Source organism: Paenibacillus glacialis, assembly GCF_001637205.1.
In the GTDB taxonomy this organism is placed as follows: domain Bacteria; phylum Bacillota; class Bacilli; order Paenibacillales; family Paenibacillaceae; genus Paenibacillus_AQ; species Paenibacillus_AQ glacialis.
In genome coordinates this window covers 108,001-130,628 of record NZ_LVJH01000070.1, presented here as the reverse complement: position 1 = coordinate 130,628, position 22,628 = coordinate 108,001, and the positions used below count along the sequence as shown (strand labels likewise).

At 38.8% G+C, this 22,628-nt stretch carries 35 protein-coding genes, 1 tRNA gene and 1 pseudogene; 29 read left to right on the top strand and 8 right to left on the bottom strand.

Features of this window, described 5'->3' with window-relative positions; all coding sequences use genetic code 11:
* Positions 1–108: 108 nt before the first annotated feature.
* The 6 genes from PGLA_RS29485 (at position 109) to PGLA_RS23375 (ending at position 2,634) form a co-directional block, all read left to right on the top strand.
* The gene (locus PGLA_RS29485; RefSeq protein WP_281197468.1) at positions 109–231 is read left to right on the top strand and encodes a hypothetical protein; all 123 of its coding nucleotides are present in this window, start codon (positions 109–111) and stop codon (positions 229–231) included.
* On the top strand, positions 176–505 hold the full coding sequence (locus PGLA_RS29260) for a helix-turn-helix domain-containing protein (protein ID WP_245700332.1): 330 nt from the start codon (positions 176–178) through the stop codon (positions 503–505). Before PGLA_RS29485 ends, PGLA_RS29260 begins: the two co-directional genes overlap by 56 nt.
* Positions 502–822 carry an IS3 family transposase gene (locus PGLA_RS27700; RefSeq protein ID WP_161487990.1) on the top strand — a complete coding sequence of 107 codons (321 nt, stop codon included), beginning with the start codon at positions 502–504 and terminating at the stop codon, positions 820–822. The genes PGLA_RS29260 and PGLA_RS27700 overlap by 4 nt, the downstream gene beginning before the upstream one ends.
* 275 nt (positions 823–1,097) lie before the next feature.
* Positions 1,098–1,193 carry an IS3 family transposase gene (locus tag PGLA_RS29885; RefSeq protein WP_145939664.1) on the top strand — a complete coding sequence of 32 codons (96 nt, stop codon included), beginning with the start codon at positions 1,098–1,100 and terminating at the stop codon, positions 1,191–1,193.
* Between the two features lie 412 nt (positions 1,194–1,605).
* Positions 1,606–1,719 (top strand): sporulation protein YjcZ, encoded by a 114-nt coding sequence (locus PGLA_RS27690; protein ID WP_145939656.1) that lies wholly within the window; start codon positions 1,606–1,608, stop codon positions 1,717–1,719.
* Positions 1,720–2,292: 573 nt separating this feature from the next.
* Entirely contained in the window at positions 2,293–2,634 is a 342-nt protein-coding gene (locus PGLA_RS23375; protein WP_161487989.1) for a hypothetical protein, read from the top strand.
* A gap of 338 nt (positions 2,635–2,972) precedes the next feature.
* Here PGLA_RS23375 and PGLA_RS23370 read toward each other — a convergent pair whose 3' ends face one another.
* A complete protein-coding gene (locus PGLA_RS23370; protein WP_068537611.1) occupies positions 2,973–4,217 on the bottom strand; it encodes a tyrosine-type recombinase/integrase in 1,245 nt (414 codons plus the stop codon).
* Positions 4,218–4,289: 72 nt separating this feature from the next.
* On the opposite strand from PGLA_RS23370, the pseudogene PGLA_RS23365 reads away from it, so the two are divergent.
* From PGLA_RS23365 to PGLA_RS29255, 4 genes and pseudogenes are all read left to right on the top strand, one after another.
* Positions 4,290–5,186: pseudogene (locus PGLA_RS23365) on the top strand (helicase-related protein); the annotation flags it as partial.
* A 4-nt stretch (positions 5,187–5,190) separates the two neighbouring features.
* Complete coding sequence (locus PGLA_RS23360) at positions 5,191–5,439, top strand: DUF3310 domain-containing protein (RefSeq protein WP_068537610.1); 249 nt, start codon at positions 5,191–5,193, stop codon at positions 5,437–5,439.
* Complete coding sequence (locus PGLA_RS29480) at positions 5,417–5,539, top strand: hypothetical protein (protein WP_281197453.1); 123 nt, start codon at positions 5,417–5,419, stop codon at positions 5,537–5,539. The genes PGLA_RS23360 and PGLA_RS29480 overlap by 23 nt, the downstream gene beginning before the upstream one ends.
* A gap of 144 nt (positions 5,540–5,683) precedes the next feature.
* Positions 5,684–5,929 carry an HTH domain-containing protein gene (locus PGLA_RS29255; protein WP_245700283.1) on the top strand — a complete coding sequence of 82 codons (246 nt, stop codon included), beginning with the start codon at positions 5,684–5,686 and terminating at the stop codon, positions 5,927–5,929.
* A 158-nt stretch (positions 5,930–6,087) separates the two neighbouring features.
* Here the strand turns inward: PGLA_RS29255 and PGLA_RS23350 are convergent, their stop codons facing one another.
* On the bottom strand, positions 6,088–6,720 hold the full coding sequence (locus PGLA_RS23350; protein WP_068537609.1) for a hypothetical protein: 633 nt from the start codon (positions 6,718–6,720) through the stop codon (positions 6,088–6,090).
* A gap of 358 nt (positions 6,721–7,078) precedes the next feature.
* Between PGLA_RS23350 and PGLA_RS23345 the strand changes: the two genes are divergently transcribed.
* The 10 genes from PGLA_RS23345 to PGLA_RS23315 all read left to right on the top strand — a co-directional run bounded on the left by PGLA_RS23345 (position 7,079) and on the right by PGLA_RS23315 (position 13,016).
* Positions 7,079–7,918, top strand: a complete 840-nt coding sequence (locus tag PGLA_RS23345) for a hypothetical protein (RefSeq protein WP_068537608.1) — start codon at positions 7,079–7,081, stop codon at positions 7,916–7,918.
* 60 nt (positions 7,919–7,978) lie between these two features.
* A complete protein-coding gene (locus PGLA_RS28260; protein ID WP_161487988.1) occupies positions 7,979–8,131 on the top strand; it encodes a hypothetical protein in 153 nt (50 codons plus the stop codon).
* A gap of 314 nt (positions 8,132–8,445) precedes the next feature.
* Positions 8,446–8,607 (top strand): XkdQ/YqbQ family protein, encoded by a 162-nt coding sequence (locus tag PGLA_RS29880; protein ID WP_425415416.1) that lies wholly within the window; start codon positions 8,446–8,448, stop codon positions 8,605–8,607.
* Positions 8,604–8,945: a DUF2577 domain-containing protein gene (locus tag PGLA_RS23340; RefSeq protein WP_342671706.1), complete on the top strand. Its 342-nt coding sequence runs from the start codon at positions 8,604–8,606 to the stop codon at positions 8,943–8,945. The genes PGLA_RS29880 and PGLA_RS23340 overlap by 4 nt, the downstream gene beginning before the upstream one ends.
* Positions 8,942–9,355 (top strand): DUF2634 domain-containing protein, encoded by a 414-nt coding sequence (locus PGLA_RS23335; protein ID WP_068537606.1) that lies wholly within the window; start codon positions 8,942–8,944, stop codon positions 9,353–9,355. Before PGLA_RS23340 ends, PGLA_RS23335 begins: the two co-directional genes overlap by 4 nt.
* Positions 9,348–9,824, top strand: a complete 477-nt coding sequence (locus PGLA_RS29630; RefSeq protein ID WP_342671705.1) for a baseplate J/gp47 family protein — start codon at positions 9,348–9,350, stop codon at positions 9,822–9,824. The genes PGLA_RS23335 and PGLA_RS29630 overlap by 8 nt, the downstream gene beginning before the upstream one ends.
* The gene (locus PGLA_RS29625; protein ID WP_342671709.1) at positions 9,764–10,405 is read left to right on the top strand and encodes a baseplate J/gp47 family protein; all 642 of its coding nucleotides are present in this window, start codon (positions 9,764–9,766) and stop codon (positions 10,403–10,405) included. The genes PGLA_RS29630 and PGLA_RS29625 overlap by 61 nt, the downstream gene beginning before the upstream one ends.
* Positions 10,402–10,956 carry a putative phage tail protein gene (locus PGLA_RS23325; protein WP_068537605.1) on the top strand — a complete coding sequence of 185 codons (555 nt, stop codon included), beginning with the start codon at positions 10,402–10,404 and terminating at the stop codon, positions 10,954–10,956. Before PGLA_RS29625 ends, PGLA_RS23325 begins: the two co-directional genes overlap by 4 nt.
* Complete coding sequence (locus tag PGLA_RS28675) at positions 10,949–11,860, top strand: tail fiber protein (RefSeq protein ID WP_068537604.1); 912 nt, start codon at positions 10,949–10,951, stop codon at positions 11,858–11,860. The genes PGLA_RS23325 and PGLA_RS28675 overlap by 8 nt, the downstream gene beginning before the upstream one ends.
* A gap of 103 nt (positions 11,861–11,963) precedes the next feature.
* Entirely contained in the window at positions 11,964–13,016 is a 1,053-nt protein-coding gene (locus tag PGLA_RS23315; RefSeq protein ID WP_068537603.1) for a hypothetical protein, read from the top strand.
* 58 nt (positions 13,017–13,074) lie between these two features.
* Here PGLA_RS23315 and PGLA_RS23310 read toward each other — a convergent pair whose 3' ends face one another.
* The gene (locus PGLA_RS23310) at positions 13,075–14,145 is read right to left on the bottom strand and encodes an acyltransferase family protein (protein ID WP_281197461.1); all 1,071 of its coding nucleotides are present in this window, start codon (positions 14,143–14,145) and stop codon (positions 13,075–13,077) included.
* A gap of 232 nt (positions 14,146–14,377) precedes the next feature.
* Between PGLA_RS23310 and PGLA_RS23305 the strand changes: the two genes are divergently transcribed.
* Both PGLA_RS23305 and PGLA_RS29475 read left to right on the top strand, forming a co-directional pair.
* Positions 14,378–14,794 (top strand): phage holin family protein, encoded by a 417-nt coding sequence (locus tag PGLA_RS23305; RefSeq protein WP_211269615.1) that lies wholly within the window; start codon positions 14,378–14,380, stop codon positions 14,792–14,794.
* Positions 14,781–15,386, top strand: a complete 606-nt coding sequence (locus PGLA_RS29475; RefSeq protein WP_068537601.1) for a M23 family metallopeptidase — start codon at positions 14,781–14,783, stop codon at positions 15,384–15,386. Before PGLA_RS23305 ends, PGLA_RS29475 begins: the two co-directional genes overlap by 14 nt.
* A 302-nt stretch (positions 15,387–15,688) precedes the next feature.
* Here PGLA_RS29475 and PGLA_RS23295 read toward each other — a convergent pair whose 3' ends face one another.
* Positions 15,689–16,003: a hypothetical protein gene (locus PGLA_RS23295; RefSeq protein ID WP_068537600.1), complete on the bottom strand. Its 315-nt coding sequence runs from the start codon at positions 16,001–16,003 to the stop codon at positions 15,689–15,691.
* Positions 16,004–16,084: 81 nt separating this feature from the next.
* Positions 16,085–16,207 (bottom strand): hypothetical protein, encoded by a 123-nt coding sequence (locus tag PGLA_RS29470; RefSeq protein ID WP_281197452.1) that lies wholly within the window; start codon positions 16,205–16,207, stop codon positions 16,085–16,087.
* 119 nt (positions 16,208–16,326) lie between these two features.
* On the opposite strand from PGLA_RS29470, the gene PGLA_RS23290 reads away from it, so the two are divergent.
* Together PGLA_RS23290 and PGLA_RS23285 are read left to right on the top strand one after the other, a co-directional pair.
* Positions 16,327–16,518, top strand: a complete 192-nt coding sequence (locus PGLA_RS23290) for a hypothetical protein (protein ID WP_068537599.1) — start codon at positions 16,327–16,329, stop codon at positions 16,516–16,518.
* A gap of 12 nt (positions 16,519–16,530) precedes the next feature.
* Positions 16,531–16,863, top strand: coding sequence for a YolD-like family protein (locus PGLA_RS23285; RefSeq protein ID WP_068537598.1), 333 nt, complete (start codon positions 16,531–16,533; stop codon positions 16,861–16,863).
* Between the two features lie 208 nt (positions 16,864–17,071).
* Here the strand turns inward: PGLA_RS23285 and PGLA_RS23280 are convergent.
* Positions 17,072–17,143, bottom strand: a tRNA-Val gene (locus tag PGLA_RS23280).
* 168 nt (positions 17,144–17,311) lie between these two features.
* On the opposite strand from PGLA_RS23280, the gene PGLA_RS23275 reads away from it, so the two are divergent.
* From PGLA_RS23275 to PGLA_RS23265, 3 genes are all read left to right on the top strand, one after another.
* Positions 17,312–17,506 (top strand): hypothetical protein, encoded by a 195-nt coding sequence (locus PGLA_RS23275; RefSeq protein ID WP_068537597.1) that lies wholly within the window; start codon positions 17,312–17,314, stop codon positions 17,504–17,506.
* A 341-nt stretch (positions 17,507–17,847) separates the two neighbouring features.
* Complete coding sequence (locus PGLA_RS23270; RefSeq protein WP_068537596.1) at positions 17,848–18,291, top strand: GNAT family N-acetyltransferase; 444 nt, start codon at positions 17,848–17,850, stop codon at positions 18,289–18,291.
* Positions 18,292–18,402: 111 nt separating this feature from the next.
* Entirely contained in the window at positions 18,403–18,666 is a 264-nt protein-coding gene (locus tag PGLA_RS23265; RefSeq protein WP_394327640.1) for a DUF3892 domain-containing protein, read from the top strand.
* 56 nt (positions 18,667–18,722) lie between these two features.
* Here PGLA_RS23265 and PGLA_RS23260 read toward each other — a convergent pair whose 3' ends face one another.
* On the bottom strand, positions 18,723–19,460 hold the full coding sequence (locus PGLA_RS23260; protein ID WP_068537594.1) for an MBL fold metallo-hydrolase: 738 nt from the start codon (positions 19,458–19,460) through the stop codon (positions 18,723–18,725).
* 504 nt (positions 19,461–19,964) lie between these two features.
* On the opposite strand from PGLA_RS23260, the gene PGLA_RS23255 reads away from it, so the two are divergent.
* Positions 19,965–20,519: a copper amine oxidase gene (locus tag PGLA_RS23255; RefSeq protein ID WP_068537593.1), complete on the top strand. Its 555-nt coding sequence runs from the start codon at positions 19,965–19,967 to the stop codon at positions 20,517–20,519.
* Between the two features lie 107 nt (positions 20,520–20,626).
* Entirely contained in the window at positions 20,627–20,947 is a 321-nt protein-coding gene (locus PGLA_RS23250) for a DUF1292 domain-containing protein (protein ID WP_068537592.1), read from the top strand.
* An 82-nt stretch (positions 20,948–21,029) separates the two neighbouring features.
* Here PGLA_RS23250 and PGLA_RS23245 read toward each other — a convergent pair whose 3' ends face one another.
* Positions 21,030–22,505, bottom strand: a complete 1,476-nt coding sequence (locus PGLA_RS23245) for an aminotransferase class I/II-fold pyridoxal phosphate-dependent enzyme (RefSeq protein ID WP_068537591.1) — start codon at positions 22,503–22,505, stop codon at positions 21,030–21,032.
* Positions 22,506–22,628 lie beyond the last annotated feature (123 nt).

Genomic DNA, 22,628 nt, shown 5'->3' with positions numbered 1-22,628 from the left:
AATCAACAACAATGAAAAGATCACAGAGGCATATGAAGTGAACCCCTTAGAATAGACATTGGAAAAACCCTCAGGTTTAGCCGATGAAATTCTAGGGGGTGCATTTTTATGGCAATCAAAGGACAAAGGTTCAAATCTTACTCGGATGAAATTAAGAAAGAAGCTATTCGGCTGCATGTGGAGGAAAGATGGACGTATCGTAGAATTACAGGGCATTTTGAGATTCAATAAAGATCGAGTTAAGAAATGGATGAGGAAATATCGTGAACTAGGTGAATTTGGACTGCTAGATCAGAGGGGCCGCCGCGAAGAATATATCGATCAGGACAGACATGTCCAAAAGCTAAAACGGGAGAATGAGATGTTAAAAAAGTGTTTGGAAATCTGGATGCAAGAGGTGATATTCTCAAGTATTCAGCCATTAAGGAAGCATCCGAGAAATACAGTATTACCGAACTTTGTAAACTCTTTGGTGTCTCCAGAAGTGGATATTACACCTTCTTGAAGCGGAAGAATGGTGATCGAAATGCAGAGGATAAGGCTCTCATCAAGAAGGTATACGAACACTACAATGGTGTCTATGGCTATCGCCAGCTCCAACTAGTCATGCTTCAAGATCATAAGGTTTGGATGAATCATAAAAAGGTGTTAAGACTCATGCTGCAAGTCATAGGAATTCGATCACAGATCCGTCGTAAACATCGTTGTAACTACGTCTCTTATACAGGAAATCAGGTAGCAAAGAATATATTAAAACGAGATTTCAAGGCAGATGCACCGAACAAAAAATGGGTCACGGATGTGACACAATATCGTGTATGAAACACTTGGATCTATCTCTCGGCTATTAAGGAATGAGATTGTGGCTTACCATATGAGCCGGAGAAACGATAATGAGCTCGTCCATAGCGATCAAGGGTTCCAGTACACGCGTCCTACGCTTTTCACGACATGCTGCCAAAGGTTGGTGCCCAAATCAGCATGTCTCGCCGGGGCAATTGTTATGACAATGCCTCGATGGAGAGCTTCCTCTCGCATCTCAAAACGGAAGGACACTACCTATATCACATTAGAATTTAGACGAGGCACAAAGGAAAATTGAAGAATTCATTCGTTTTTATAATCAAGATCGGCCTCAAAGAAATCTGAAAAAGCTAACGCCGGTTGAGTACCGACATCAGCTTTTAACTTAGGGTCTTTTTCGAATGTCTATAATTTGGGGTCTTGACCATAATCACTGGCGGGGCCTTAGTGCGTTAATGGTACATGTTGATAACTCTATCTCATAAATAATAAATACCCACTCAACAGGACGCGAAGGCGTTTAGCTGAATGGGTATTATGAGGGGGAGATGCCCCTCAATTGCATAGTAGCACAGTATTAAATATCTTAACATGAAACATTTCCCAATAGTGAAAATCATATCCCACTAGCCTAATTGGTCGGTGGGGTATTTTTTTGTTCAGGTAAGGAAACTTTTCCGCAGCAACAAAAATCACCACAGAGCATATTTCAAGGCTGAATCTTCCTTACCATTAAACCCAATCTCCATTTAATATTTATCCATATAGTAAGGTGTACTCTAATTAAAAGGAGGAATTACATTGGGTGAAGTTGTTGGTGGATTTGGCGGATGTTGCGGTGTTGGTGGAAGTACAGCAGCAATATTAGTATTGTTCATTTTGCTGGTTATTATCACTAAAACGTTCTGTATCTAAATTAATACGCAGTAAATAGTAGTAAATTAACAGATTGTCTCAAATGTATTATATTAGTCCTAACATATACGGAAGCATCGTTATGCAATCCGAAAACATCGGTAAAAATACCTCACTAACCTTAATTGGTCGGCGGGGTATTTTTATTTGGGTAAGGAAACTTTTCCAGAGCAGATGATAATCTTCATTTACATGATGTCCCAAATGAATATTGATGTTGCTTTATATGTAAGCACCGAACCTTGCCATAATACGACGGGACACGATAGTGCGAAGGAGAGACCCACCGAGGCATAAGCCAAAGTGGTCTTCTTTGATTTCTATATAATTAAGAATCTAGAAATAGATGAATAGTAGAATAATATATAGAGAACAGAGCTTTTATCTACTTCTAACCTCAATATAATCTCCCTTTAAGGTTCATTACCTACTATAAAGGTACCTCTTATTTATATGGTAAGGCCCCACAGGACAAACACTGGCGGGGCCTTAGTGTGTTAACGAAACATAGTTATAACCCTCGAAACATCATCTGCAAAAGGCACCCACGTAGGACCTTCTTTCGTTCTGATCTTGGCACGGTTAGAGGCTGTGAATGCTTCTGCCACTCTGGTTAATTATCTCTCCATTGTGGAGTATACAGGGCTTTCTAAATATCGTATATATCAGTTTCTTGGGATTAATCCGGAGTACGGTGGAATTCCTTGTTTTAGAATTGGAAGTACGGTGTTGTCCAAGCGGGAAGAGTTTCTAGTTTGGTGGGACGAACAAATCAAATATGGTACAAGAGTTTATGAAAGTCATGATCCATACAATCTAGGATTTAAAAAACCTGATAAACTCAGAATACTAATGAATAGAGGATATTTAGTAAATTTAGTAAGTCAAATAAAAGATGATGTTACAGAGTTATAGCTTTCTCTGTGTCATCATCTTTTATGTTTATTTACATACTTTCACATATGTTCTCAAATTTTTTAGCGTCAACAGGTCAATTCACAATATGTGCAGTGTCTCATAAAAAGCAGAAAAACCCTTGATACACAAGGGTTTTTAGCAATGATCTGTGTAGGATTCGAACCTACGACCCCTACCCTGTCAAAGTGAAGTATTAGCCCTTGTGTAAACGAGTGAACCTATAAAAACCTTGGTACAAATGGATTCTTGGGATGTAACCTCGAATGAGAATTAGCGATAAATAGGGTGGAAAAATGAATCTCGTCCCCAATCCGTCCCCAACTCGTCCCCAAGAATTATTTTATGGAGGACTTATTTGTGGTGTTCAATTGAAGGTTTTGCGGGGAGAATTTGTTGAACTTTTCAGCAGTATCACGGCTGAGTTTTTTAGTGACGTGAGCATAGATGTCTGATGTGGTTTGTTCACGGGCATGGCCTAATTGTTTTTGGATAGCTTTCATAGATGCTCCAGCTTCAATAAGTAATGTAGCGCAGCTATGCCTCAGGTCATGGAACCTTATCTTTTTCAGACCACGTCTTTCTGTGAATCGGCTCCACCATCTGTAAGGATATGAATGGTAATAGGGTTTCCCGAATCCCCCATGAAAGACATACTCGCGTTCTTCACCTTTCCAGATATTCAGTTCTTTGGCTTCCCACATCTCCTTCATCCATTCTTTACGATGAATTTTTAACTCTTCCATGTACCAGTCCGGAAGAGTGACTGTCCGTTTCGAACTCTTGTTTTTTGGACCTTTCTCAATCGCCTTACCTTTCTCAGTTAAGGATATGCTATTAACTACATCCATCGTGCCGTTATTTAAATCGATATCTTTCCACTCTAAACCGACCAGTTCGCCGCGGCGGAAACCTCCGATCATGGCCCCAAGAATTAATAGCCTCCACTTTCGTGGCTCATCATATAGGGCAGCAATAATCACTTTCGCTTCATCCTCGTCGTAGTACGCACTCTCTGTCTGTACAACTTTAGGTCGCTTGACTCCAATTATCGGATTGGCTTTGATAAACTGCCATTCGGTTGCTCTTTGTAAGATGTTTTTCAGTATCCGATAAATATATTGAATTGTACCTGGGGAAAGCGGCTTGTCCTTTCCGTCTTTACGTGCTTCTGGTTTTGAGAGATCATTAATAAAAGTAACTAGGTGTATCGTTTTGATGACACCTAATTCTTTGTGACCTAGTTTATCTTTGAGATGTGACGCATAGTAGGTCTGATAAGTTTTGTAGGATAAAGGGGATAGATTATCCGTATTGGCCGCATATTTCGGCTTCCATTCATTTTCAAAAAAATGATCCAGAGTCATCTTCTGTGGCTTAATGTATTCTCCAGACTCCACTTCTTTTTTAAAGGTGTGCAGCTCACCATCCAGGTATTCTTGTAGCTTTTTGGTTGTTCGCAATAGTGCTTTGTCATCAATCTTAATTGTCTTTGTCTGTTTATCGCGTACACCAGAATCTCCGGCCTCAACAATGAGTCGCCAACTGTTCGGACCTCTTTTTTCTATACTCCCACTTGCCATTTTTCTTCCTCCCTACAAACGCATGTTCTATTTTTATGTATAGTAAACCGCCTTGCAGCGGTGGAAGCGCTAGGAACCCCAGCACCCAATGGATTACTGGATCTATGGGCCCCGATCTATCTGTTAGATCAGGGTGAAAGGCTTGGCAAGACAATCACTGGTTATCGAGATCGGTATTTTACTGCAGGATCGAAGAGTGGCCATGTTGTTTACGAGTGGAAGGAAAAGCAAGAAGCTGAACAACGGATATAAGAGGTTATCAGCGATATTGCAGTAAGTATGAAAGCTGATGATTGGTTGGATATGCCTGATCGGATTGATCGGGTAGTACCTGTAATGTTGGATGAGAAGTCTAGGGACCAGTATAAATAGTTAGAAAAGGATTTGCTTCTCCCCTTCCTAGATGGGGATGTTGTAGCAAATACCGCGGCGATGTTATCCAACAAGTTACTGCAGATGGCAAATGGAGCTGTGTATGACGAAGATCGAGGAGTCAAGCATATCCATGATGCCAAGCTGGACGCACTGGAGGATATCATCGAAGCTGCTAACGGTCATCCGGTTTTAGTATTCTACAGCTACAAGCACGACCTAGAGCGTATCCAGCAAAGGTTTAAGCAAGCCCAAACCTTGCGTAAAGGGGCAAACGGTAATCAGGACATCGCAGATTGGAACGCAGGAGAGATTTCACTTTTAGCCGTTCATCCTGCTTCTGCAGGTCATGGACTCAATTTGCAAGATGGTGGGAATGTAATTGTCTGGTTCGGTCTTAACTGGAGCTTGGAACTCTATCAACAAGCTAATGCCAGACTTCACCGACAAGGGCAAAAACGAAGCGTGATCATCCACCACTTAATCACTGAAGGTACCATGGATGAGGACGTGATAGCCGCACTTGAAGGTAAAGCGGCCGGACAAGATGCTTTGATGGCAGCCGTAAAAGCGAGAATTGAAAATATTGAGGAGTGAGCATATGACGAAGGTAGTTGATAACGTAAACCATCCACCCCATTACACCGCAGGCGGTGTTGAGTGTATTGATGCGATAGAGGCGGCGACCACTGATCTGACAGGAGCAGAGGCTTACAACACAGGAGCAGCTATCAAATACCTATGGCGCTGGAAGATGAAAAACGGCGTTGAGGACTTACAGAAAGCACGTTGGTATATCGAACGCTTAATCGAGGGGGAAAAGACGAATGAATCAAACACAAATTGCTGAGATTGCTGCACGAGTTGCCATAGAACATCTTGAAAAAGAAAAGCTAAAACAAGTTAAGGCTAAGCAGGATTGGCGCCTTAGAAATACCAAACTATTGTAAAAAAACTACAGAGGTTTCGTTGCACGTAGCGAGGATCTGAAAGAAGAGATATCTTTACTAGATAAGACTGAAGCAGTTGATGATATATATGACGAAGACTTTGCTGTCGCGGCAATAAAGAGAAGCAAGAAGCGCACACTGGCAATGGTACGATTTTTACAAAGAATGCTTGAAGTATATAAGGGGATGTGCGAACAGTCAGGACAGCCAGAAGACCTAAGGCTATACCAAATCATTCATGCGATGTACATTTCGGATGAAAAATTAACTGCTGAAAGTTTGGCCGAAGGGCATAAAATTGATACTCGTACGGTGTACAAGGACATCAATTGTTCCGTTAAAGCCTTGACGGTATTGATTTTTGGCGTTGATGGGATCCGATTCGAGTAAGTTCGAAGTCAGGGCAAAAAGAGGGCATTTTTTGTTCAGTCTACACGTGATACTATGATATTGTGCAAGAATTGAAAGAGTGCAGTTTGCAAGGCTTTTATGCCGTTTAGCTGCTGCACTCTTTCGGGAGTGGCATTTTTATTAGCCGTTGTAAAAGCCTAATAGCGTTTAAGTCTCTTTCTTCTGCCGTTTCGTATAAGTGTGATCCGACTTTGTGTGCCATTGTTGTTGGTAGGCATTAATGATTGTGGTTGTTCATTATTTTTAATACTCAAAGCTTTTTCTATCACGATAAGATGTTTGTTTATTGGTTCCTGAACGAAGACCTTATCAGTGTAATCAAGAAGAACAACAAGAACTATCGCAACTATGATGATAATAGTAAATCCTAATACCCCCACTAACTGGTTTGGAGGTACCATGTTAGCAAATAAAGCGAAGGATGCAATGAGTAAGGAAAAAAGTGGAATTATGTTGACTGTCAAATAATTCACTAAATGTGCATGTCCATTTTGAAATTGTGATTTTAATCGTATTTCGAAAACGAGATCTGAGAGTGAACGTTTATCAAATTCTACAACATAGTATTCTAAAGATGATCGGGATTCTTCTGATAATTGATAGGCTTTATTTAATACAGGTGAAGATGGGACAGGAGATTGTTTATAAATTTTATATGGTTTTGTTAGCATTTTTCGAACCCAAAATAATCTTGAGAACAATGGGTAGCAGGCTGCCACTGAAAATAATAAAGCCAGTACAGCACATGCAATTGGTACGATTGAACTCATTACCTTTTCACCTCGAAGTAATATCATAGTTAATGATATAAACGTTTGGAGATATAAAAGGTTCCATGATTATCTATAAGGAGTTGATAGTAATTGGATTGACGGCAAGCAAAAAACATTTGTCCAAGAATACCTGATTGACCTCAAGGAGCACTGCATTTGGTTTGAGATCAGATACAGGGCTAAGAATGTGGTTAAGATCAGCGCAAATAATATTATGATCTAATGGTATGTGCAGGTTCGAATCCTGTAGAGGTCTTATGGACGGCTTTTTGTTTTTTTTAAAACATTAAATAAGGAGGAAATACCAACATAATGTCGAAAATCCTCATAAATGAACAGTTTATGGGAGGTAGTAATGAAAAAGTCATGTACGTTAACATTATTAATTTTTAGTATTGTATTTTTGTTTTTAAGTATTAGTAATGCCGAGGCTGCCACAGAGGCCGAAAAAACGCAATTAAATAATAATTTAGTTAAAATCGAAAGCGCTGATTATTATCGTCAATTGTATGAGGACCAGAAGGATTACAACGAAAAAATACTCAATACAATTTATTGGGCTCTTGGAGGTTTAGCGACGGCAATTGCTACTGTAGTTGGTCTTAACGTATTTAGTAGCCAACGAACTAATAAGGTGGGTATGGAGGCAATAAAACAAGAAATTCTAAAAAATAATGAAGAAGCCACCAATCAATCTATTTCAGAAATGAAAGAAAGATTTGATAATCTGAAGGAACAAATTTTTAATGAGATTATAAAAAAGATAGATGAAAAAAACGAGATATTTCAAGCGAAAACAGAAATTTTGCAAGCTATGATAAAAGACTTAGATGCTAAATTTCAAGCTCAATATAGAGTGATGGAATTAGAGGTTGAAGAGAAAGAAAACAGCTTAAGAAAGGAAATGAAGCACATCAAAGTTGATACGTTTGAGAATACATCATTAATCCATAGTATTAAGGGAGTGCCTGAAAACCAAGTTTTCTTTCTTTGTCAAGCTATTGATCAAGCATTAGAGATAGAGAGATATCCTGAGTCTTTACTTAACGAACTTATAAATACTTTGTCTAATATGCAAAAAATCACCCATTTTACAAGTACTAGAATATCATCAATCTCTAAAAAAATCCCTGATAATTACGATCACTTTAAGAGTAGGTTAGATCAAGTGATAAAAGAAATTAAAGTTGATTAACTTAAAATAAGTCGCCAATAGGCGGCTTTTATTTTTAATTTGAGAGAGGATGTGATAGATGTGAGTACGTCTCAAACAATTGTAATCCCTAAAGGGACGAACTGTAAGATTGATGCAGAAGTAGCCGGAGTCACAATTAAAGGTCCGGCAGTAATAGTGGTTTTAGAAAACACAGAAGCGCTGGATTCAGAGGTATGTACCAGCGCTTCTTAGAATAAATAGTGTGAGAGGCTAAATGACCAATTTATGAACCCACTCCCAAACGTTTTCAGGTAGCCAACCGACATAACCGGTAGTGATCCTTACGATGAAGAATGTATCATTGCTGTCTATATGTGGCTGGATTCTTGCTTGTACCTCTTGTGCAGAATTTGCCCAAACGACCCAAGTAGAATCCAGTACATGGCACCAAGATCCGAAACTCTGGATTGCTTTGTAAAGACCGTCGTAGTCTTGTCCGGATTTATTCAAGTCATAACCTATCAAATACACTGAAAGAATCGAGAAACTAGATCAATGAAGGATCAATGAAGATTGAAGCTATCGGAGATTTGAGGTTAAGAGCTGGAATATACGTAAATGTTTATATTGAACGTTTTGGCATCAACAAGTTTTTTCTAGTGGACGAATGTTCACATAAAAATATCGAATCTAATCACACGATGTCATTGGAATTGAGGTTGGTATGATGCTGGAAGTTATCAAGCAAGCAGCATTAGAGGTGTTCAAGAATAGTAACCCAACAGCTGTAATGTTTGGAACGGTTTTATCAATAAGCCCTTTAGAAATTAGTGTGGATCAGCGCCTAATTTTGACAGAGGCTTTTTTAATTGTTCCCGAATCAATGGGACGCTTTGAGATAGATTTAAAACACGTCCATGCAGTCATTGGCCTATCTGATACCGATGAATCATTACTAAATAAGATAGTGATCAGGAAAGGGTTGGAGAGTGGTGATAAAGTGATCCTGCTGCGTGTACAGGGTGGTCAACAATTCGTAGTGATGGACAAGGTAGTGAGTGGATGATCCCACATAGCGATTTCGAAATGTCGGATGAAGAATTAGAACCGGTTGCCCTACCGAGTAGGACATATAAGCTTGATCTAGTTAACAAAAGGATCAGCAGTCAAACGATTGACGGACTGGATGCAATCAAACAAGTTGTGTTCAAGATTCTTTCAACTACTCGTTTTGAGCATCTCATTTACAGTAACGACTTTGGTAGTGAGGTGGATCTATCTGCCAGCCGTGGACGCTCTGTATTTGAATCTGAGGTGGAACGATGGGTGAAGGAAGCATTAACCCAAGATGATCGAATCGTGGCTGTAACAGGCTTTAAATTCGCCTATGAACTTGATAACGCATTGGTTCATTTTACGGTCGAATCAGAATTCGGACGATATCAAGAAACAAAGGAGCTGGGGAACGGTGTATGAGGACCAAACCTTTGAAAACATATTAGAACGAATGTTAGACAGAGTACCTGACGGTATAGACAAAAGGGAAGGAAGTATTATCTATGATGCCTTAGCTCCTGCTGCTGTAGAACTAGCACAAGCCTATATTGAGCTAGATATAAATTCCAGTCTTCGGTTCCCAGATACAGCTACAGGTGAATATTTAGATCGGGCTATCGCGTGGTCAGGTGTCGCACGGAAGAAATCTAGTAAGGCGCAATTAAGAGGTTTGTTTTACAACGCCAGTAATACGTTATTAGATATCCCTGTTGGTAGCCGATTCTCACTGGGGGAGCTGAATTACAAGACAATCGGCAAACTCTCATTAGGAAACTACCGACTAGAGTGTGAAACCGAGGATCAGAAGGTAATCGTCATTTTGGTGCAATTATCCCGATTGATTACATTAACGATCTTGGGCGTGGGGAAATTACTGAACTACTTGTAGCAGGGCAAGATACCGAAACAGATGAGTCGCTCTATGAATACTACCAAGAAAGAATCTCACGTCCAATTACGTCGGGCAATAGGTACCAGTATGAGTTATGGGCTAGGGAGATACCAGGAGTAGGAAGGGCGAGGGCGTTTCAAATTTGGAATGGTGAGGGCACCGTGAAGGTGGTCATATTAGATAATGATATGCGCACTCCTGCTTTCGCTATCGTCAGCGCAGTTCAGAAATATATTGACCCTAATCAGGATGGGATGGGCGAAGGCGCTGCACTCATCGGGGTTAAGGTATCAATCGTGGGAGCCTCAGAGGTTCCGATTAACGTATCAGTTACCGTTGTTCTTGCTGCTGGAGCTAGTATTGCACAAGTTAAAGAGCAGTTAGAAACTGGTGCTAAGGAATATCTGAAAGATTTGGCTTTTAATGATCCGCTAATGAGGTACACACGTATTCAAAGCATCATCTTAGGGATACCTCCAGTTATCGACTATTCGAATTTGCTTGTAAACGGAGGAACGCAAAATATTCAGATTCCAATGGATTCCGTTGCAGTCTTGGGCACGGTGAACGTGTCATGACAGCCGTTGAGAGATTAAGGGAACACTTACCTGATTACTATGATGAAATCGTAGAAATGGATGTTCTGACAGCCACAGAAGGTGTGGAGTTTGATAGGCTGTATTCGGACATCGAAACACTCTTGAATGAATCGTATCCCGAGACATCAACTATGTTCCTAGGTCGCTATGAAAGGGATTTACAAATCGTAGTTGATAAGACAAAGCCAGCAGATCAAAGACGGTCCGTAATTATATCTAAGATGCGTGGTAGTGGTAAGGTGTCTGGTTCTATGATCAAGAATGTTGCTCAAGCCTATGATGGCGGAACGGTTAATGTAGCCGTGGATATGCCTCATTATACGATCGTTATTACGTTCATTGATTCCTTGGGTATTCCCCCTAACATAGACGATCTAAAACAAGCATTAGAGGATATCAAACCCGCACACATGGCACTTGAATATAAATTCCGCTTTCTATTAATACGTGAAATACACAACGTGATGACACTTAACCAAATACAACAGATTACATTATCAAATTTTTCAGGAGGTGAAGCTATTGCCTAGTAATACACCAAATTTAGGATTGCTAAAAAAGGACCCGGTAATAGACAGTAATGACACATTTAATATCAAAACTATGCTCAATGACAACTGGGATAAGATCGATGGCGCTATAGGAGAATTACGGGAAGATGTTCAAGATATTGTTATTCCTGATGCATCACTAACAGTTAAAGGAATCACACAACTGAACAGCGCTGTGAATAGCGCGTCAGAGACAGAGGCAGCTACACCCAAGGCTCTTAAGACTGTAAATGACTCTCTTACTACGCATAAGGCGGAAACAGTGAAACAAACAACAGTTGATATTATTTTCTATGTAGCAACTACGGGTAACGATACAACAGGAGATGGGACCAGCGGAAACCCCTTTAAAACCATACAATTTGCCATAAATAAATTACCTAAATTTATTGCTAATAGGATAATTATTAATGTAATCGCAGGTAACTACGCTGAGGACATATCATTTGTAGGGTTCAGCGGTCGATCAGGATTGGAGCTAAATGGTCCGAATTGTAAAATAAATAGTTTGAATATTTATGATAATTCAATAACCATTAGTGTGACATCATTTGAAGTAATTTCTAGCGTAGATGGCATGCCTGCATTTGTTTATATGAACTCTAAGAGAATTAATTTAGTATCCTTAAAAATGGTGAGTATATCTCCTTATGGTGTCCTGGTTAATAGCAGTAACGCGGTTCAAATATCGAATTGCCAAATTTCGAATAAAACAACTTCTGCAATAAGCATTCAGTATTTAAGTGTCTGTTTCAGTGAAGAAAACAGCGGGACAGGAAACTCAATTGCACTGCAATGTACAACTGCAAGTACAATTGGTAAATCTGGGAGTCAGCCAAGCGGAACGACGGCCGAAGAAGTAGCATGGGGGGGGGCGCAATAAGATAGTAATGTTATTAATAAATTAAAAAATCTGTCAACACAACAAGGATAAAAAACCAATCCATGCTAATTTAGTTACTAATAATTCAAAGGAGAGTAAAATTATGAATAAATTTATTAAGCTTTTAATGGTAGTGATTCTTACAAGTGTTATCTCACCTTTCTCCCTTTACCCATCCTCGGTATTTGCCGATAATAAGATTATCTATTCTACAGATCTATTCAATGATGGGGATTTTGACGATTATTTTGATTTGATAGCTCTGAAATCTTTAGAAGGTATTGATTCCACTATCATACTCGATGGTAATGAACAAATAACAACAAGAGGTGGAGCATCGGCTATTGAAAACCTGGATATTATAACAGGCGAAACAACAAAATATACACTTGGATTAAATGAGAATTCTTATTTCTACAAAGATAGAGGATGGAAATCACACAGTTTTTTACAGAGAAACATCCAAAATATAATAAGCGAAATTCAACAAGCGCCAGAGAAAACTACAATTGTTACAGTGGGAAGCCTACGGGATATTTCAGCCGCGTATAATAGAGAGCCAAACTTGTTTAGGGAAAAAGTATCTAAAATATATATATTTGCAGGCGATTACAAGGGGACATATAAAGAACACAACGTTGAATTGGATGAGTTGGCCTACTTAAATGTTATGAACTCGGGGCTTTCTATCTTTTGGATACCTTGTTTTGAAGAGGGACTATGGACATATGGGGATAATAGTTCTTATTTTACAGTAAAGCATAGTGAACTATTTACTAATTCAGAATCACCGTTGTTTAAATGGTTTCTTTACAGGTTTATTAAAGAAACCATTCCATTCGAAAGTTTTTTGAATAATGAATATAACGGGACGTTATTTTTAGAGGATATGCGCAACTTGTGGGTTGCTCCTTTGCTCAGCATACTAGATGGTGGTTGGGATTCGTATATAGACAAATATAACTTAGAGAATAACACCGCGTTATCATCACCAATAACTTTTGAACCGGTAACCGCCAAGTTCTTGAAAGAGGGCAAGGTTGATTACACTCAAGGGAACAAAATCATGAAACTTAAAATTGTGGATAGAGACGAATACGTTTCCTTAAGTAAATATATTATTAAGGAGATGATTAAAAGGGTCGAAGGAATGTAGTAATTGAAAATTCTTGGTACACCAAAAACTATTAAATTTGAGGTGTTTTGAATACTAATTATTTTAAATACTTCCCTCTCATTTTTAAGAATGGTTTCTCGATTGTATTATACGTAATAAATGAAATGATGATGGTAATTGGTATAACAATGATTAATGAAGTCAGTATTGCGTTTTTAAAGGGACTAGTACTAAAGGTGAAAAATAAACCCTTATTAATTAAAGCTTGAATGACAATAGAATGAATTAGGTACATTGAGAACGATAATTCACCAAGCTTTGATACTAATCTAGATAAGTAGCTTGAATAGTGATTGAAAATCAAAATATATGAAATCAAGAAAAATGCCCACATTAAACCTTCAATTGAAGGCCAAATAATTTTCCAAGAAGAAACTGATACCCATCCACCTAGTTTGTTGAAAACTAGTAAAGTCAACAGCATAGTAATTACACTAGGAATGAATGCAATTTTAAACAACTTTTCCCCTTTGGGTTTTAAATTTTTGTAGTAATTTGCTGCAAGCATGCCAAGGATGAATTGATCAATTCTCCCAATCATATTCCAATATGATAGATCTCTCAAATTGGCATCATAGAAATATGCAGAGAATCTAAATAATAAAGCTAATAGAACTATTGCTAGTATTTTTTTCCTATCTGTTTCCATTGTCTTTAAAAGAAAGGGGAATATCAAATAAAATTGGAATTCAACAGAAATAGCCCAGAACATTGAAGAATATGGACCAAGATTTAAAGAGTTAGGCATATTTGCAAAACCGAAAACAGTCTGAAGAAACGAACTGAATGAGAAATTTTGAGGGTATACACTTAAACCAACAATAATAAGAAAAATAAATAAGGGATAAATGCGTAATAAACGATTTCTGACAAATCCTATGTAATCTATTTTTTTTCCTATTGATCCGTAAGTGAAAATAAAACCACTTAACACCATAAAAAGTGCAACAGCAGTGTGCCCCTCAATTATAAGTGTATTAAGTGGATTATTGGAATAGATCCAATGATCAAACTCAAAGGGCTTATTATAAAGGATTATGTAAGAAAAGTTATTGAGCGAATGGTATAAAATAATTAGTAATGCCGCGTATGCACGGATGTGGTCTATTGCTGGTAAATACTTAATATTTGTACTTTTAATTAGTACTACCTCCCCTTTAAGACTAAAGTTTATTATAACAACAGATGAAGAATTTAGTAAATTAGAAAATAGGTGAGGAAAAAACGTTAATTCGCATTAGGACGATTATACACAGCATCAACAGCACCCATCGAGGTGTTTTTATTTTGCCCTCATAACTATGGGGGCTATTTGTATTTCAAAAAGGGAGATGGTAAGCATGGAAAGATTGGATTTAACGTTAAAGTGGGGTATAGCATTATTTGGGACTATAGGGACTTATTTTTTTGGAGGTTGGACAGAACTGATTTCGTTTTTCTTACTTGCGATTGTGATCGATTACGGCACAGGTCTTGCAGCATCGATTAAGGAGGGCAAGGGGCTTAGTAGTAAAGTTGGATTTTGGGGATTAGCAAAAAAAGGGCTTATGATGCTTGTGGTTATATTGGCTCATAGATTAGATGTTTTGTTTGGCTCTGATGTAATTATGATCGGGGCCATTTATTTTTATTTGGCGAATGAACTTATATCCATAACGGAGAATTACGGACGTTTGGGGCTGCCATTACCGAAACAGATCAAAGATGTCATAGCTATTTTAAAAAAAAGGGGAGCGATCAATCATGAATCCATTTGAATCTTATAGATTAACAAGTCCTTTCGGTATGCGTATGCATCCAGTGTATAAAGTACCAAAGTTTCACAAGGGCGTTGATCTTGTAACGACACCCTCCACAGGTCCGTTGTATGCATTTGTTGCTGGTGAAGTTATCCACGCTAAAGAGAGTGCAAAAGGTTCAGGATTCGGAGGCTACGGCATCGTAGTAGCGATCAAGGACGAGAAAGGCTATCTACACTGTTACGCCCATCTATCAGCTGCATCGATAAAGGTTGGGGATAAGGTAAAGAGAGGTCAAAAGGTGGGGCTTCAAGGTAGTACTGGAGTTTCAACAGGCGCACATCTTCATTATGAGATCCGCAAGGCTTGCTCACCATCATATGGCTATACGGCAACAGAATCTGGTGTAGTAGAGCCTACGAAGTATTTGCAAGACTATTATTCCAAAGAGGAGATATCAAGAGTGGACAAAAAAGACGCAAATGCAATCATTGATAATTATCTTAAGCCGGCATGGGGTGCGGCTATGACAGCATCGGATAAAAAGGAGATCGGTAGACTGGCTGATACATTGCGTGCTGCATCGGGACAGGCTAAGCAGAATGGATAAGTTAGCTTTTAGCCCTGTAGCTTTGTTTTAGTGAAATTTGTTTTGTTTAGTAACAAACTCAATATATATAATATCCACCAACATATATGAAATCCCTTAGGGTAGATTGGTAACCCACAGGGTTTAGCCAATAAAATTCTAAGGGGTATGTATTAATTTTAAAGATGCCTAAATTAAGTTGTGAAAAGCGCTATCTGTTTTTTAGTCATCACAAAACAAAAGAGTCGCTTTTGGCGACTCATCTTTAATATTTCAGTTAAATACATCTCTTATTTTTAGATCAGAAAATGTACTTACTACACTTAATAAACAAAAAATTGTCCCTCTTCTATTAAACTACCGAATCTATCGTATACCATAACGTAACCACCGCCTCCAGAAATCAGCGCCGTAACTAGACCCGTTGAAGATAGACTAAGAGAATTATTATAAGCGTGAAAATAATACGTATACCCTTTTCCATAACCCATCTGATATGTTTGTCCAGGATGAAGCCATTGCTCGTATGAAAGACTCTGAACCGAAGCATTTGGTAAAGCAGCGTTTGCGCTTGCTACACCTGAACTAACTGACAACAATAAAATAACTGAGATAGATAATAACAATTTTTTCACCATTAATACCTCCTTTTATTGTTAATATTAGCATGTTACCCATTATTTACAAGTGAAATATTTCTTTTTAATTAACTGATAGACCTATAAATCTTCTGCCACTCCGGTAATTAGCTCTCCATTACGCAGCCTTACAGCAACTTTCTGATTATTCATTACAGCTTTATGTAACTCATGCTTTACATTAATACAATCCCTCCCGTTCATACACTCAACATTCTGGAAATTTACGAATAACCCTTCTAACTTGGAAAAATATTTCAATTGAATAAAGAACGTTCGTTCGCATATAATACAAACAAGTGTTCCTATAGGGAGTGAGAGTCATGCCAGCTAAATACATTGGAAAAATCATAGAGATTATCTATATGGACCAATCAGGAAAGATCACACAGCGCCGTATCGAGATTAATGCTATTCGCAATGGCTTAATTAAAGCGGCCGATCTCAAGAGTAAATCACCTCGGACATTCCTTATAAACAATGTACTGGCATGGCAACCATCGAAAACAGCATAGGAGGGATTAAAGATGAGTAAGAAGCTAAACGGCAATGAAATGTATGAGTCTTCTCGTTTTATTATCCCGCAACACAGGGAAGCAGCTTTAAGACAAGCACGTGAGATAAGCAGACGAGAAAAACCTTTATTAGATGAACAGGAGATACACCGAATCGAAAGAGTACTTATTGATTCTTATAATAGAAGAACGTTTATAACAATAACTTTATTCGATCCGTTTGATGATGTTCAGATGAAAGGTTTAGTTATCGTTATTAACACATACCTGAGGGAAATTAAACTGTGGTTCGAGGACGAATATAACTGGATCAAGATGATAGATATTATAGCAGCGGAAGTATGATGAATTATAAAAAAAATACCCCACCGACCAATTAAGGTTAGTAGGGTATTTTTTTAGTTGTTTTGGCTCTATTGTATAATATCTCTCGAAAAATTCCGTCCCCAATCCGTCCCCAAGTCCAAATAACTTCTAATTCTAATCGTTTTCTCAGGAGCAGATTAAAAGAAAAACCCCTTATATAATAAGGAGTTTCAGTGTTTTTCTTAAATGATCTGTGTAGGATTCGAACCTACGACCCCTACCCTGTCAAGATAGTGCTCTCCCGCTGAGCTAACAGATCTAAATGGTAGATACAACGATTATCATACCAGCAGCTACATGTACTGTCAATATCATTTTATCGAAAGAATCGTTGCGCTGTCTGGGTTCTCAATGTCCTCAGGTTTAAAAAAAGTAAAAGAGTCTACAATGAGAAATATAGTATCAACCAATAAAGGAAGTGGCATAAATGCCGAACAAGATAAGTGGCTTGGTAGCAGGAGTGTGTCTGCTTGCGCTTCTAGTGGGGTGCTCGGTAGAGCAGGACAAGTCCACATTGCAAATAAAAAGGATGGACTCATCTTCCGCGCCTATCATGAAGGATGTATATTCTGAAGATGTAAACGAACAGGTATACTCAACGAATGAGATTTCCCCACCCTAAACGATCGATAAATAGCGACTAGAATCCCCTTTGACGAACAGCCTTTGTCATGGGGGATTTGGTGTGCCTTACTTTTGATCCTCGACTCTTATATACTATAATCATTCTTCTTCATCCCATTTACGGGAGTAGCCCTTCTTGGTGACATAGAAGAAAGAGTAAATAAGGACGATAGTCATGATAACACCAATAACAATAGTTGCTTTCATTAAATATATGGCCCCTTTGTGATGAATGTGAAGACAAAGTAATTATCAAAACTATACATCAAAAACATTTTTTTGTATAATAATTCGATTAGACGTTAGACTAAATTGATGATACGAAAGAGAGGTAACAAAATGGCTGCAGAGATCATTCATGTCAACACAGAGGAACAGCTGCAGTATGGACTGGATATTCGGAAGAAGGTATTTGTGGACGAGCAACTGGTACCGATAAGTCTTGAAATTGACGAATATGATAAGATTAGTCCCGATGTACATCACTTGTTAATTCATGATAATGGCGAATATGTTGCGACAGGCAGAATCATTTACTATGATGAAGAGACCGCCAAAATGCAGCGTATTGCTGTTTCAAAGGAATACCGTACGAAAGGCTTCGGTAGAGTACTGATTATCGCAATGGAGAAGCTAGCAAAGGAACTTGGATTGCGTTATGCGATTCTTGATGCTCAGTGCCAGGCTGAACCCTTTTACGAGAAGCAGGGGTATGAAGTAATCTCGAAGGAACCCTTCGATGATGCGGGAATACTACATGTTCGCATGAAAAAAGAACTATAATTTGACCGAATTTGACTTTGATATTAAATTTGACCATGATCTTGAATTCATATTAATGCATTGAATTAGCCGATGCTGGGTAACCTACTCGAATGCCCCGAAACTCAATACATGAAACAAAAGGAGCGAATCGATATGGGAACCTCAGAACGTGAACAATTTGTTGCAGTACAGAAGAATGGAGATGGTGATCTGACGGCATTTCAGACATCATCAGGTCGTGTGTTGGCTTATGAACAAGCACTTCAGGAAGTACAGGCAGGAACGATTGCCGGCGTTAATGCATTTAAGGGTAGAGATGGGGAAACATATATTCGTGGAGATGCCGATGGAGATCCATCCAACAACTTGGATCAACTCCCTATTTTTGAATAAATCTAGACACCACAAGCCAGTAGTTGACCCCACGTGGGAATCAACTGCTGGCTTTTTTATAGTTCGTAGATCAGATTTTGTTCTAAGAAGGTCATTTCACCAGTCTGATTAAGATAATCGTCTCTATCATCCGCGTAATGCATCAAATAGGTATTTTTCTGGATTTCTGTGGGTAGTGTAAGGAGTTCTTGAAGCGTTGTATGAACTTCTCCAGGCCCGCTTAATTGGCATTCGTGAAAAATAGTTCTACACCCACGCTCTTGAACCAGATGGAGAAGTAAAGAGGGTTCGAACGTCATGTCAGAGCTATAAAAGATATTTTCATTAATGTACAAAGAGTAGCTTGCTTTACCTGGTATATGTTTTGTAGGGAATAACTCCACTGTAATAAGTTCCGATATGTACTGAGGCTTCAATGGATGAAGGAGTCGTACTTCAAATATGTCTTCTAATGAGGATATTTCACCTTCTTGATATAATCCCCCCTTTAACGTGTGTTCCCACAGCGAGTGAGCGAGTTCTTCTGTTATATATAGAATCATTTTGCGCTTGAATGTGAACTTCGTCTTGAATGCAAGTTCTTCCAGTCCACCAACATGATCAGCGTGAATATGGGTTATTAATACGGCATCAATGTCGTTAAAAGACATACCCAGACGGTATAGCGCAAGTGGTGCAGTTACGCCACAATCAATTAAGAGCGTAAATGTTCCATCATATAGTAAGGCATTGTTATTGTAATAATTTTTAGCAAAAGCACTTCCGGTTCCTAGCATCTGTAGCTGTAGGCCCAAAATAAATAACCTCCTGACTTAAGTTAACGTTTCTGTTGTTAAATATATCATTCATTGCGATTAACCAACAGGAATCTTAGCCCTGAATTTATATAACACCATAGTTCCCAATGAATGAATTCCTCATACAATACTGTGAGGATACACATCTGCAAATGAGGTGACATGGTGGTCAAACCTAAGAGTAAGAAACCCGTTCAACCTAAAACCGAAAAGGTAAGAAGAGAAATGAAACTTGTGACTTCGCAAGTATGTGAGGTATGCAAAACACCTTGTTCAGACGGTATTCATTACAGAGAGAGAATGAGAGTTCCGGGTGCAATTGGCAAAGGGATCCCTTGTATTCTGACCAAACCGAGTTCGTAAATACCAAATAAAACCTGCAGAATTGCGATCTGCAGGTTTTATTTGGCATCTGGAGTAGGTTGACCGCAACTTGCCGATTTATTTGTAGTATATATTTAAGTCAGCATGAATGGAATAGTATGGAGGGAGCGTATAATTATGAGATGGAAAAAAATTATAATGAGTACACTTGTCTTGTCCCTTATGGGGGGATCTTTATTGTTTGCCGATTCAGTTAATGAGAAAGTCCGCCTTTGGGTGAATGGTCAAGAAGTTCAAGAGGGTGGCTATAACATAGATGGTAAGACATATGTACCGATTCGCTCTTTTGAAGGAATTGTGAACTGGAGTGCAAGCAATAATCAAGTCAAATTCCTTAAACCCAATGTACATATTTTTCTATTTAAAGGCGATACCATATTTGGTAACGTGAATAAAGGTAAACTGAAATTCAATGTATTCAGTCAAGTGGATAACTTAGCAGACTCCGTAGTAGCCGTTAAAGTGGCTATTATAGATCCATCAGGTGTCCAGAAGGATATCCAAACGCAAGAATTAAACAGCGATCAGAAGGATAACTTCTGGTTTCGAACGGATGATTTTACATATGATTTCAAAAGCACAGGTAAATATACGATAGGATTCTATATTAAACTGACTAAAAATTCGGAATTTGAATTGGTTTCTCAAAAAGTCATTACTGCATTAAATTAATGTAACGATATGATTTACATTGAATATGATAGGTGAAATTGACCTAAAAAGCCTTCCATGTTACGATACCAAAGGTATTAAAATTCAACTGGAAACGAGGTATTTATATGAGCGAAGATAAACACGTACACGGCGAAGATTGCGGCTGCGGTCATGATCATGAAAATGGTAGTGAGGAAGAGGAGTTTGTCCTGACTTTGACTGACGAGCAAGGCAACGACGTTGAAATGGTTCTTGTAGAGACTTTTGATGTAGGCGAGAAGGTCTATGCTCTGTTACTCGAACGTGAAAATCCTGAAGCGGACGGCATTATTCTGCGAATGGAAGAAGAGAACGAGGAAATGGTTCTTTATAATATCGAAGATGAAGAAGAGTGGAAGTCTGTGGAAGAAGTATATAATGTGCTACTTGCAGCATCGCAGGAATAGATTCTATCTAGTGTTCGAAAGAAGAAGCTCCGTACCGTTATAGGTACAGAGCTTCTTTTTCATTGTCTTCATGATCGAAATGTTAGAAAATGGCATCGGTTTCGACGATAACTTTAACGTTGTGAATGTATCGGTCTTCAGGTCCTTTTACAGGTAAGCCTACTTCGACATGATCAATGATGTAATCAATATTATCTTGAGATATCACTTCTCCGGGAAGAAGAATTGGAATCCCAGGTGGATAGACATATATAAATTCAGCGATGATTCGTCCAGCAGATTCCTTAAATGGAACGACTTCTGTATCTCCATAGAATGCTTCTCGAGGGGTAAGAGATAATTGAGGTATCTCAGGGATTTTAACAATCAATTCGTGAGCTTGATTGACTAAGAAGTAGGTATCAGATAGTTCACGCAATGCTTTTAAAAGAATTTCAATGGTATCTTCCTTATCGCCCGGTGTAACGAGACAGAGAATATTATACATATCGCTCATTTCAACTTCTAGATTATAATGTTCGCGCAACCAGTTCTCCGTATCATATCCTGTGATTCCGAGATGGCGAACGTGAATCGTAAGTTTGGTAAGGTCAATATTATGTGTTGCTTCCCCACCAAGAATTTCTTTGCCGACACAGTATAGTCCATCGATCTTATTAATTTCTTCACGTGCATATTGTGCTAAATCAATGGCTCGCTGAGCTATTTCATGACCATTCAAGGCAAGATTACGTCTTGAAGTATCTAACGATGCCAATAAAATATAGGACGTTGAGGTTGTAGTCAACATGCTGATAATGGTCTGAACACGCTGCGGATTTACGAATCCATTCTTCACATTTAGATTAAGAACCGAGCTTTGAGTCATGGAACCGCCTAATTTATGCACACTTGTGGCTGCCATGTCGGCTCCAGCTTCCATAGCGGACATAGGAAGATCCTCATGGAAATGAATCAACACACCATGAGCTTCATCGACAAGCACAGGAACATGGCGACTATGAGCAAGTTCAACAATTTCCTTTAAGTCTGCACATAATCCATAATAAGTCGGGTTAATCACAAGGACAGCTTTGGCATCAGGGTGACGATCAAGTGCTCTGCGTACAGAGCTTGTTGTGATACCGTGGTCAATTCCTAGATTCTCGTCGCGTGCTGGTGAGACAAAGACAGGTTTAGCTCCGGAGAATATGATGCCAGACATGATCGATTTATGTACATTTCGCGGAACGATGATCTTATCACCCGGAGAACAGATGGATAGAATCATGGTCATAATGGCACCGCTTGTTCCTTGCACACTAAAATAGGTATAATCAGCTCCAAAGGCATCTGCAGCCAGTGCTTGTGCTTCTTCAATGACACCTGTAGGCTGATGTAAGTCATCCAGCGGGGCAATATTAATTAAGTCTATGGAAAGGGCGTTATCCCCTATGAACGCTCGGAACTCTTCATCTGCTCCTCGACCCTTCTTATGTCCAGGGATGTGGAATTGTACGGGATTGCTAGCAGCGTGATTCTTAAGTGCTGTGAAAAGGGGCGTGTTGCTATGGTTCATGAATCATTCACAACCTTTCTGTATTAAAATACAAAGATGAGTATAGCAAATCAGGACGGGATTGCAAGCTTTTGATAAAGTGGTAAAATCCATATGTAATTGGGTAATCTATATTATAGATAG